Origin of the sequence: Neorhodopirellula pilleata (assembly GCF_007859915.1) — a bacterium.
GTDB lineage: Bacteria > Planctomycetota > Planctomycetia > Pirellulales > Pirellulaceae > Rhodopirellula > Rhodopirellula pilleata.
Map to the genome: position 1 here is coordinate 231620 of NZ_SJPM01000003.1, position 12917 is coordinate 244536.

The following is a 12917-nucleotide window of genomic DNA, read 5'->3' on the forward strand; positions in this document are numbered from 1 at the left end:
TTTGGCTTCCCAATTGCATGGCAATCGGCTCACCTATCGTACCCGACCGCGAAGCGTCCGGCCAACAACTTTCGTTACGGGATAGACGACGCCAACGATCGACGGGTTCGCTATCGTAGCCGGTATCCCGGCCGGTCTGATTTGCCTTCATCCTTTTTTCATCCTGAGCTTGCATGTCTTCCCTGTCCCGCTGGTTCGAATCCGTTTGGCAGTGGCTCCTGTGGGCCGGCGCGAGCGTCGGTGAGATCGCAACGGCGGGTGGGGGAGTCTTGCTGGCGATCGCTTTGGTCGTCGTTTGCGGTGCTGCTTGGTTGTTGAATCTGATTTCGCTGCCGGGCAATTGGTTAGCCGTCCTCGCGTTGGCCGTCTACGCGTGGCTTGGTCCCGAAACGGGACGGGTCGGCGTCGGGCTGCTCCCGGTGATTGCCGCTTTCGGATTAGGTCTCGTGGGCGAGTTGTTCGAATTCGCCGCCGGGGCCGTCGGGGCCAGTCGAGCCGGAGCGAGCCGCCGAGCCACGCTCTATTCGATCATCGGCTCGATCGTCGGTGCCATCACCGGAGGGATCGTGGGTTTGCCCGTCCCGGTCATCGGTCCCGTTTTGGCGGCCTTGTTATTCGGGGGGCTCGGGGCAACCGCCGGAGCGATGTTCGCCGAATGGAACGACGGGCGGTCGTGGCGTGAGAATTGGCGAATCGGCCGGGCCGCATTCTGGGGGCGGACGACGGGGACAGTAGGGAAAATGGTTGCCGGATTGGCGATTGTCCTGATTTGCCTATTTAGCGTAATCCTCTGAATGGCCCCATTTCCTCAGCCCGGAATCGCTTTTTGGCGGTTGTTTGGGTTGAAACAACTATGATTTTGAGGGCGTTTTGTCTAATCTTGAGGCGTGACCATTTGACTCGGACTGCCGGGTTGCTGGTTTTCGTCCTGTCGTTTTGTTCCTCGTATCGTCCGGCCTAATTTTCCTTATGCTCAAAGCCCTCGAGCTGGCCGGATTCAAAAGCTTTGCGGATCGCACCCGCTTTGATTTCCCCGATGGGATTACCGTCGTCGTCGGGCCCAACGGGTCTGGCAAATCCAATATCGTCGACGCGATGAAGTGGGTCTTGGGCAGTCAGAGCGCCAAGAGTTTGCGCGGCAAGGACATGTCCGACGTAATCTTCAAAGGTTCCCAAACCCGGGGCCCGGCCGGTGCGGCCGAAGCAACGATCATTTTTGACAATTCGGGCGGCCAATTGCCGATCGATGCCCAAGAAGTCCACGTCACCCGCCGCGTCTACCGCAGTGGCGAAGGCGAGTATCTGATCAACCAACAGGCCGTCCGGCTCAAGGACGTGAAGGCCTTGATCCGTGGCACGGGGATCGGCATCGACGCCTACAGCCTGATCGAACAGGGCAAAGTCGACCGGATGTTGCAGGCCAATGCCAAGGACCGCCGAGCGATCTTTGAAGAGGCCGCGGGCATCAGTCGTTTCAAAGCCAAAAAAGACGAAGCCGAACGGCGACTCGCCCGCGTCCAACAAAACCTGACCCGCTTGGGCGACATCGTCGACGAAGTCGCCACCCGCTTGAAAACGCTCAAGAGCCAAGCCGGCAAAGCCGAACGATATCGCCAGGCGAGCGACCGACTCAAGGAACTGCGAACGGTCGTGGCGTGGACCGATTGGATGACGCTCGACGACGAGTTGAAATCCGCCGAGCAAAATCTTGCCACCGCGATCGCCCATCATGAGGCCTCCGAAACCGCCCGCGATTCGCTCGAGGAACAACGTCAAGCCGCCGAGATGCGGCTGCAAACGATCGCCGAAGAAGCCCGCGAGGTGGAGCGGACACGTGGGGAACTGTCCGGCGAAGTCGCCCGGTTGCAAGGCCGTCGCGAGTCCGATCAAACGACACTGGGTGAACAGCGCCGAACTTTGGCCGGACACTATCGCCGATTGCGAGTCACCCGAACGGCGTCCGGCAGTGCGACGGCGGATCTGCAAAAAGCCATCGACGAGCTGGAGTCGATCCAAGCCCAGGCGATCGACGTCGCCGCCACCAAGGCGACCATCACGACGCAGCGGGACCAATTGCAAACGCAAGTCAACGCGATCCAAACTCGCCGCGAAGAACTGCAACGCGAACACCTCGCAAGCGTCCGCCGGGTCGCCGAGCACGAAGCCAACCGGCAACGGGTTAACCAACAAATCGTCGGGGCTCAGCGGGCGATCGCTGAGACGCTCCGCAACCGCGAGGCCGCCGAGAAAAATCTCGCTCAAGCGAAGCTCGACCACGACGAAGCCACCATCGCCGTCGCTAAACAAGTCGAGCAGATTAATGAGGCGGCCAAACTCGTCGAAATCGCCGACGCGAAACTGGCCGAAACCCGCCGCGTTTTCGAACGACGGCGTGAGGAAATCGGCTCGCTGAAAATTCGTTTGCAGGGCATCACCGAACGAGCCAAGGTGCTCGCCGAATTGCAAAAACGTCAAGAAGGCGTTAGCGGCGGTGTTCGCGAGATCTTGAACCTGTCCGACGGTGAACTTCGCAAACAACTCGTCGGATTGGTAGCCGAATGTTTCAACGTCGACCGCCAAGTCGCTCCCCTGATCGACGCGGCTTTGGGTCCGAGGACCCAGTACGTCATCGTTCGCGGTGAGGCGATCGGACAAGCGATCGCCGACGGCAAGATCAAGATCGCCAGCCGCGTGGGTATCATCCGCTTGGACGAACTGCCCAGCCGCCGCCCCGGGGATCGGATTCGCTTGGATGGTCTCGCGGGAGTGATCGGGCGGGCCGACCGGATGGTCGATTGTGACGAATCACTGCAACCGTTGGTCAAACATTTGCTCGGAAACACCTGGCTGGTCGATTCGCTCGGTACCGCCCTGGGCTTGCGAAAGCTATCCGGCGCGGGTCTGCGTTTCGTGACCGCGTCGGGCGATCTGCTCGACAACGACGGTTCGAGCGTCGTCGGACCGCCCGGCGGCGAAACCGGACTAGTCAGCCGTCGCAGCGAACTGCAAGCCGCTCAAGCGGAGATGAGCCACTACGCTTCGCAGATCGCCTCAGGCGAGGACGAACTCCAGCGATTGAGCACTGAGATTGACGAGAACGCCGCCGAGCGAGGCCGCTGCGAACAAACCCAACGCGACCTGATCACCCGCCACGCAGCCGCCGAAGCCAAACAACATCACGTTGCCGAACGATTGGCGAGTCGTCAAGCGGCGATGGACGAATTGCAAACGGCCAACGCCGAGCATCAAGAAACCCTCGACGCCGCTCGCGTCCAAGACCAAACCTTGGCCGAAGCCATCGTTAAGGGAAAGGCATCGATCGAACAACTCGAACAACAACGACATGCCGTCGACGACCAACTCGCTGCCGCGACGTCGAAGTTGCAATCCGTTCAAGCCGAAGCAATGCGGGTGTCGGTCGAGTCGGCTCGCTTGGAACAGCAGGTCGAATCGCTGACGACGGCGGCCGAAGTCGCTCGCCGTGATCAAACCCAGCGTGAAGCGGCCAAGCAGGAAATTCGCGACGCGATGACGCACACCCGCGAGCGGATGTCGGAACTCGAAACCCGCATCGTGCAGGCGGATGACCGGCTCGCCGTCTTGCTGATCGAGATGGAATCGTTCGACGCGACGCTCCGTGGTTTGGCGACTCGCGTCGACGCCGAACGATCGGCGAGCCGCTCCGTTCAAACGCAAACTCAAGCCGCGATCAAAGCCGTCGCCGCCGCCGCCGAAGCCGTTGCCGCCATCACAACCGCCCGAGACGCGGCCGACTTGAAAAAGACAACCTTGGCGCAGCGGATCGCCGAGGACTACGGCATCGATCTGCAAAACGACGAGCCGCCCGAGGAACTCGCCGAAATCGACGACCGCAGCGCCGTCGATGAAGAGATCGCCAAGCTTCGTGCCCAGGTCCAAAACGTCGGATCGGTCAACATGGAAGCTTTGGAAGAACTCAACGAACTGCAAGTCCGCTACGACGAATTGCACGGACAATATCAGGACTTGACCGCCGCCAAGGATTCCCTGCAACGCGTCATCGCCCGTATCAACGCCGATTCGCGTCGGTTGTTCTTGGATACCCTCGAAGCGATCCGTCAAAACTTTCAAAAGCTGTATCGCAAGTCCTTCGGTGGCGGTCATGCCGACTTGGTACTCGAGGATTCCGACGACCCGCTCGAAGCCGGAGTCGAGATCGTCGCCACTCCGCCGGGCAAACCGAGCTTCAGCAATTCGTTGCTCTCGGGCGGTGAGAAAGCACTCACGGCGGTGGCATTGTTGATGTCGATCTTCCAGTATCGTCCCAGCCCGTTCTGCGTACTCGATGAAGTCGATGCGCCCTTTGATGAAGCGAACATCGGCCGGTTCGTCACCGTGCTGAGCGAGTTCTTGGACCAATCCAAATTTGTCGTCGTCACCCATAGCAAGAAAACGATGACCGCCGCGACCACGCTTTACGGTGTCACGATGCAAGAATCGGGCGTGAGTAAACAGGTCTCGATCCGATTCGAAGACGTTAGTGAAGACGGCCAAATCAACGCGGCCTAAGCAGATTGATGAAATCAAACAGCACGACAAACGACACTCCCTTCATTGTAGCGGTCGGTGCTTCAGCGGGCGGACTGGATGCCTTCACGTCGTTTCTGGACTCGCTGGAACCTAACCTTGGGGTGGCGATCGTATTCGTCCAGCATCTTGAGGCGAACTCCAAATCGCTGCTGGCATCTTTGCTGCGATCTCACACCACGATGGACGTGGTCGAGTTCGATCAGCCGATTCGTATCCGGCCTGATACGATCTATCTTTGCCCTCCGCAAGGGTTGCTTGAAGCTCGAGATGGTTTCCTCGTACTCGTTGATGATGACGTTGATGGTACCGTCAACGAACGCCGCAAGATCGCTCCGATTGACCACTTTTTTCACTCGATCGCGAGTCAGGAAGGGGAACGCGGCATCGGCATCATCCTTTCGGGTGCCGGCAGCGACGGAACGCTAGGCCTGAAATCGATCAGCGATCATGGCGGCATGACTTTCGCTCAGGACGCCGAATCGGCCAAGTTCGATTCGATGCCACGTAATGCGGCCACAACAGGCGTCGCCGATCACGTGATGCCGCCCGCAGCGATAGCCGAGGAACTCGTCAACTACGTCAAATACATGGACCATACGTCAGTCAAATTTCGAGGCAAGTCATTGACCGAAAGCATCGAACAGGCGATCCCCGAAATCGCCGAGCGTTTGCTGCGGGAAACCAACCATAACTTCCAACACTACAAACCCACCACGTTGGGACGTCGCATCCAACGTCGGATGCAAGTGCTCAAGATCGCTCGGGTGTCTGATTATGTCGATCGAATCGATGAGGATCCGGACGAAGCTAGTAACCTTTTTCGAGAGTTGTTGATCGGCGTGACGGCGTTCTTTCGCGACCCCGACGCGTTCGCGAGACTGGCCAATGAAGTCATTCCCAAGATTTTTGAAAATAGAACAGGCGACGATGTCGTACGGATTTGGGTCCCCGGTTGCGCTACCGGAGAAGAAGCCTATTCGATTGCGATCTTGTGCCAAGAGTTCTTGGGCGAACGTGAGCAATCCTTTCAAGTTTTCGCCAGCGACATCGACGAACGTGCGTTGGGCACCGCACGTCAGGGCGTCTACCCGATCGGAATCGTCGACAACGTTTCCGAAGAACGACTCAAACGGTTCTTCATCAAGAAGGGCAAGCGATATCACGTTGTGAAAGAAATTCGAGAGCGGGTTCTGTTTTCGCCGCATAACTTGATCAGCGATCCGCCGTTTTCACGCCAGGATCTGATTTCGTGTCGCAACCTGCTGATCTACCTCGGACCTCACCTGCAAAAGAAACTGATTCCGCTGTTTCATTATGCCCTACGTCCCAATGGATATTTATTCTTGGGTCCCAGCGAAAGCATGTCGTCTCACGGTGAACTGTTCCGCAACATCGACACCAAGCATCGCATCAGCCAACGCAAAGGAACATCGATCGGCCGATCCTCCCAGGTATCTTTTCGCAGCGACGTTGGTGGATTCACTCGTTCACCGGGGACATCCCCTCTGGACGACGATAAAACGGATATCGTTCAGATCATGCAGCGGATCATCTTGGACGAGTTCGCGCCCAAGTCGATCGTCATCGATGAAGACGGCCAGGTGATCTGCACGTCCGGTGAAACGAACAAGTACCTTTCGACCGGCGAAGGCGCTTTCCGGAATAATGTTGTCAAGATGGCTCGCCGCGAGCTGCGGATCGGCCTGCGGGCCGCCTTCGCGGAAGCCAAATCGAAACGCCGCCGTGTCACCCATGAAAACCTCTCTGTCCAAACCGACGATGGCAAACAACGTGTTCGGTTGACGGTGCAGCCCATGATGCGATTGGGTGAGGAAAGCGGGTTGTTTTTGGTCGTCTTCCACGACGTCGGATTGCCTATCCCGATCGGGGATGATCGTCTGCATGACGACAATGAAGCGGAAGCATCCAAAGCCTTGGTGACGTCGACGACCAAGTACGAAACCATGATCGAACATCTCGAACGAGAACTCGCCACCACGCGAGATGATCTAGAACGGTTGATGCAAGAAATGGAAACGGCCAACGAGGAGTTGAAGTCGTCCAACGAAGAACTGCTGTCGATGAACGAGGAGTTGCAATCGGCCAACGAAGAACTCGAAACGTCCAAAGAGGAAATCCGAGCGACCGGTGAAGCGGTTGCCCAGGCACACGCCGACCTGGAAAACTTACTTCGCAGCACGGAGATCGCCACCGTGTTTTTGGACGACGACCTCAACATCCGCAGCTTCACGCCCGCGATCGCGGATATCTATTCGTTGATCCCGACCGACATCGGACGACCGCTGCAGCGGTTTGTGCCCGAAGTCGATGACATGCCGCCGTTGCCGTCCCCACAATCGATTCGCGACGGCGATGCGATCGAACACACCGTTCTCGCACGATCGGGTAAGTCGTACATCCGCCGCGTGTTGCCCTATCAATCGCACACTGGTAAATCCGAAGGCATCGTAGTCACGTTCACCGACGTGTCGCAAATTCGTGAAAGCCAAGAGCTGTTCGAACTGCTCGTCGACGCCTCCGCTCAAATCGTTTGGATCACAAACGCCGAAGGCGTCGTGGATAGTGATTCGCCGAGTTGGAGGGCATTCACCGGACAAACCTACGAACAATGGAAAGGGCACGGCTGGCTCGATGCGATTCATCCCGATGACCGCGAGCCGACGATGACCGCTTGGTCGAACGTCCTGGAAACCGGACAACGGATGTTGCTGGACTATCGATTGCGTCACCATAGTGGCGAGTATCGATGGACGCGAGTCCGAGCGGTCGCCCAACGCAATGTCGACGGGTCGATCAAACGTTGGGTCGGGATGAACACCGACATCGACGACCAAAAACGCGCCGAGAAAGCATTGATCGAATCCAAAGATCAACTGCGAATCGGAGTCGCAGTCGCGAGCCTGGGTTTGGGCCGCGTCGACTATCAAACCGACACGATCGAGTTGACCGCCCAAGCCGCCCAAATCTACGGTCTCGGCGACACCGAAATGAACATCAACCGCCGACAATTGCATTCGATTTTTCATCCGGATGATCGTGATTACATCCACCATCAAATCGAGGCCTGTTTGGATCCCGATGGTGACGGCTTGTGCGATCTGGACCACCGAATCGTTCTGCCCGATGGGAAAGTCCGGTGGATCAGTGCGAGGAAACAGGTTTACTTCGATCGTTCGGCGCAGCCCGCCATGCCGACTCACGCGACATTGGTCACCAAAGACATCACTTACCGCAAAACGTCGGAGTTGGAACTGGCAGATCGGGAAGCACATCTACGCCGTGTGCTCGACAACACCATCGCGTTCATCGGTGTTTTAGAAACCGATGGCACCCTGCGTGAAGCCAACGCGCCGGCCCTCGATGCCGCCGATTTGAAACGTGACGAAGTCGTCGGGGAAAAATTCTGGGATTTGTACTGGTGGAGTTTCTCGCCCCGAGTGCAATCGCAGCTTCAAGCATGCGTCCGCCGTGCCGCCGAAGGCGAATCGGTGAGACAAGATTTACCTTACCGGTCCGCCGGCGGTAACATACGCATTCTGGACTTCATGCTCAACCCGGTCCGAGACTCCACGGGTAATGTCACCCACCTGATCCCCTCGGCCATCGACATTCATGATCGTCGACAAATGCAAACCGAACTGGCTGATGCGAAAGCGAGACTCGAACTCTCGCTCGAAGTATCCGGCGTGGCGACGTGGAATTGGAACATGGAAACGGACGACCTGATTTCCAACCCGGCACTCAACCGGATGTTCGGTTTCGATCCCAACGAAAACCTCCTCCTGGAAGATTTCCTCTCGCAAATGGATGAGCCGGTGCGAAAGCGAGTCATCGCCGCCATCGAAGACGCGGCAGAAAACGGCGGCACCTACGACGAAGAGTACCCCATCCGGCTAAAAAATGGTGAAATCCGTCACGTCCGCGCTGTCGGCAAGGTGCATAAGCCACGCGAAATTTCTAATCGCGACGAGATTCATCAAGCGAGCGACCTTCAACCACCACAGTTCTACGGGGTGGTTTTGGATGTTACCGATCGCAAGGAGCGAGAAATGGAGACCGCCCGACGCGAAGCCAATTTACGTCGCGTTATCAACAATCAACTCGGTCTAGTCGGTGTCATCGACCGACAAGGGATTCTATTGGAGGTCGATGATCGGTCACTTGCGATCGCAAAAACACGACGTGAAGACGTCATCGGTTTTCACTTTGCCGACGCTCCATGGTGGAACTACGACCCGGCCGTCGCTCAGCGGATGCGTGAGTCGATGCAACGAGCAGTCGCCGGCGAAGTGGTTCGATACGACGTGTCATTGTTTTCCCATACCGATGAAGGCGTCATGATCGACTTCATGATCGCACCCGTGTTCGATGAACAGGGCAACGTCGAATACCTCATCCCGTCGGGTGTGGACATTCGCGAGCGGGTCAAGATGGAACAAGAGCAACGCTCGGTGACCCGACGACTGGAGATGGCACTTCGGGCCGGCGGCATGGCGGCTTGGGAATGGACACCGACTAAGAGCATCTGGATGCCCGAACTGTATGACCTTTTGGGGATCGACCGAACCGAAGAAGCTTCGACCGATCGGTTCTTCTCGTTGGTTCATCCCGACGACATCGACAAGCTCAAACGAGCTTGGAATGCGGCGATCGAACAGTCCGATCTTTACGACGCCGAGTTTCGGATCTTTCGTCCCGACGGCGAAGTACGTTGGATCAATGGTCTGGGCGAAGTCGTTCGTGACCAAGAGGGGCGGGTGGTGCGCATGTATGGTGTCAATTGGGATTCCACCCATGAGCACTTACACGCCGAAGCGTTGCGTCAAAGCGAGCGCCAAGCACAATTGGCCAACGCATCCAAGAGCGAATTTCTTGCCAACATGTCCCATGAAATCCGCACCCCGATGACCGCCATCCTAGGCTATGCGGACTTGTTGCGAGAATACGTGAAAGATGAGGATGCGACCAAGTATCTCAACACCATTCGTCGCAACGGTGATTATCTGCTCGACATCATCAACGACATCTTGGACTTGTCCAAAATCGAAGCCGGTAAGTTTGAGATCGATCGGGAGCGATTCGAACCTCGCCGGGTCATCGAAGACGTTCACAGCATCATGGGAGTGCGAGCCACTGAAAGCAATTTGGAATTAACCATTCAGTACGACGGTAAACTACCGCGAATGATCGAAGCGGACGCCAAACGCTTGAAACAGATCTTGATTAATTTGGTCGGCAACGCGATCAAATTCACTCGCAAGGGCCGCGTCAATATCCGAGTTCATTACCACGACGGCATGTTGCATTTTGACGTCATTGATACCGGCATCGGAATGTCCGAAGAACAACAGCAACGTTTGTTTCAGCCGTTCTCGCAGGGCGATGCGAGTGTCACGCGGACCTTCGGCGGTACCGGTTTGGGACTGGCGATTAGCCGCCGACTCGCCGAGATGCTCGGCGGAAGGATCTTGGTCAGCAGCACCGAAAACGTCGGCAGCACGTTCACCGTCAGCATCGCGACCGGAAACATCGACGAGGAAACTTTGATTGAGTATATAGCCGAGCCCTTGCCCGCGCTATCTGAAGCACCCCCGGCGGGCTCTCCAGTCGATCGATTGAATTGCCACGTTTTGATCGTCGACGATCGCAGAGACATTCGCTTTCTGAGCAAACGAATCTTGAACCAGGCCGGCGCAAGCGTCGACGAATGCGAAGACGGACAATTGGCCGTCGAATACATCGCCGATTGTCTGGGTCAACCCAACTGCCCAGACCTTGTGATTTTGGACATGCAAATGCCGAACTTGGACGGCTACCAAACCGCAAGAAAACTGCGAGACCTTGGTTACACCGCACCAATCATCGCGTTGACCGCCGACGCGATGCAGGGCGACATGAGCAAATGCTTGGAGTCAGGTTGTAACGATTACTTGAGCAAACCGATCGACAAACGCGTGATGCTCCAAAAAGTCTTTGAAATGCTGGGACAATTCCCCTGAATTCCGCCAACCAAACATCCGTGGATCGTCCGGGACGAGTTAAGTGGGCTTTTCCAATGCGGTTGAAACTGGGATAAGCCAATTCCCGACGCCCAACCGCCTTCGCTTCTTTCCGCTATCGATTCTCCCGCTGCGGCTCATGATGATGGATCAACCTCTCGCTTCTTCCGACTGCCTGACGGAACCCCCTTCGATCGTTTCCGAGCTGCAGGGTGATCATCAAGATCCGCCGATCAACGGAACGAACTCCCCGCCGGTCGCAGCTGCAATGGGCGTCGTCTACCAACCGATCGCGGACGAACTTCGATCGGTTGATGCTCGCTTGCACCTCGAGTTGCAGTCACGATACGAAGCCTTACGCCCCGTGTTGCAGCACGGAACCCAGCTCGGCGGCAAGCGATTGCGTCCGGCTTTGCTCCTGCTCTCCGGCATCGCATGCGATCCCGCTCGCCGGTCTACCAATCTGACCGATGACCACATCGTGATGGCGAGCGTCGTTGAAATGGTCCACACCGCGACCCTGATTCATGACGACGTGCTCGACAAAGCCAGTACGCGACGACATGTCCCCACTATTAACGCGAGATGGAACGACGACACGAGTATCTTGTTGGGCGATTATCTGTTCGCTCAAAGCTTTTATCTCGCCGCAACACTGCCCTCGACTTTGGCGTGTCGGTGGGTCGGACAAGCCGCTCAAGCCGTCTGCGAAGGTGAGTTGCGCCAAGTCCTCGGACGGGATTGGTTGGACATCGATGAAGAAACCTATCTCGACATGATCCGCGGCAAAACCGCCGAGTTAACCCGCGTCTCGTGTCAGCTCGGGGCTCAACTCAGTGGTGCCGACCAAGTGACCGTTGAGGCGTTCGGCAAGTACGGCAACGATCTGGGGATCGCATTCCAAATCGCCGACGATTTTTTGGATCTCTGGGGCGACGATGCCGAGATCGGCAAAACGCTCGGCACCGATCTCCAACAGGGCAAGATCACACTCCCTTTGATCCGTTTGCTGCGGCATGATGACCCGAAGATCGCTCACAAAGCGATCGAGGCATTGCGAGCCAAGCCCGCCGAGCGTTTGGAACGAATTCGTCCACTGCTGCGAGACAGCGACGCAGCCGAATACACCCGCGAGGTCGCTAACCGGTACCGATGCGACGCGATCGCTGCGATCGACCACCTGACCCCGTCGGCCGCCCTTCGCTCGCTGATGATGATCGCGGATTTCTCAGTTGATCGACGTTTCTAGGCGGGCCGTTGATTTAGTTTGCATCGTAACCCGAAGCGTGAGCGAGGGATACATACAAAGGACTTAATGGTGATGAATCCCTTGCTAACGCTTCGGATTACGATTAAGTCAACACGCCGTTAGCGGCAGGCCTAGTGGTCATTACCGCTCAATCGACTTTTTAGAATCTTGATTGAGCGGTATGGGTCTAACAGCCGTCGGCCCGTTTTAAGCCAGCATTCGTGATTGAACCGTCACCTTCCGAGCGTCGCCACCGAAAAATGAAACCCGGATCAGTTTCGGTGGGCTACTTCAGCTCGCCGGCTTCGGTGATCTTGATCGCCGCTCGCGGCCGGCCACTTCCGCTGCCGTTGGCTTCAACTTTCTTGACCACATCCATGCCCTCGAGCACGCGACCGAAAACGACGTGACGGCCGTTCAGGTGGGGCGTCGCGACGGTCGTGATGAAGAACTGCGAGCCGTTGGTGTTCGGTCCCGCGTTGGCCATGCTTAGCAATCCAGCACCCGTGTGGTCATACTTGAAATTTTCGTCGGCAAACTTCATCCCGTAAATGCTTTCACCACCGGTGCCATCACCACGCGTAAAATCGCCGCCTTGAAGCATGAATTGAGGAATCACGCGGTGAAAGTAGCTGCCTTCGTAATCCAGCGGCATTCCCGATTTGCCTTCGCCTTTTTCGCCCGTGCTGAGTGCCCGGAAATTTTCGACGGTCTTGGGCACGTCTTTGCCGAACAAGCCCATCACGATGCGGCCAGCGGGCTCGCCACCGATCGCGACATCGAAATAGACCTTATTGGTGACTTCAGCGGCCATCGGATCGGCAGCCGAAGCCGATCGAGTTGCCAAACATGCCAATGCGGCGACGGTGAACAGGAAAGTGCGGTAAGCCATCTGTGAATTCAACTCCGAAAGGGGGCAAAGCGGGGATCGTCCCGAAAACGAGGTGGTATTGAAGCAGAATTGCGTCCACAACTCCAACCCAACTGGACCGATTACGTCGACCAGGTAGCTTTGGTTTTCGTTTCCGACAGGCGTCGCCATGCATGAATCGAACCGATAGGGTGTTGGATTCGAATAG

At 57.0% G+C, this 12917-nt stretch carries 5 protein-coding genes; 4 read left to right on the top strand and 1 reads right to left on the bottom strand.

Annotated elements, in window-relative coordinates; all coding sequences use genetic code 11:
• Positions 1–173 precede the first annotated feature (173 nt).
• The 4 genes from Pla100_RS09855 to Pla100_RS09870 all read left to right on the top strand — a co-directional run bounded on the left by Pla100_RS09855 (position 174) and on the right by Pla100_RS09870 (position 11838).
• Positions 174–794 (top strand): DUF456 domain-containing protein, encoded by a 621-nt coding sequence (locus tag Pla100_RS09855; protein WP_146577531.1) that lies wholly within the window; start codon positions 174–176, stop codon positions 792–794.
• 175 nt (positions 795–969) lie between these two features.
• Positions 970–4548 (top strand): chromosome segregation protein SMC, encoded by a 3579-nt coding sequence (gene smc, locus Pla100_RS09860; protein ID WP_146577532.1) that lies wholly within the window; start codon positions 970–972, stop codon positions 4546–4548.
• A gap of 8 nt (positions 4549–4556) precedes the next feature.
• Positions 4557–10589 (top strand): PAS domain-containing protein, encoded by a 6033-nt coding sequence (locus tag Pla100_RS09865; protein ID WP_146577533.1) that lies wholly within the window; start codon positions 4557–4559, stop codon positions 10587–10589.
• 268 nt (positions 10590–10857) lie between these two features.
• Complete coding sequence (locus tag Pla100_RS09870; protein WP_146577723.1) at positions 10858–11838, top strand: polyprenyl synthetase family protein; 981 nt, start codon at positions 10858–10860, stop codon at positions 11836–11838.
• Between the two features lie 286 nt (positions 11839–12124).
• Here the strand turns inward: Pla100_RS09870 and Pla100_RS09875 are convergent, their stop codons facing one another.
• Positions 12125–12730, bottom strand: a complete 606-nt coding sequence (locus Pla100_RS09875) for a peptidylprolyl isomerase (protein ID WP_146577534.1) — start codon at positions 12728–12730, stop codon at positions 12125–12127.
• Between the last annotated feature and the right edge of the window lie 187 nt (positions 12731–12917).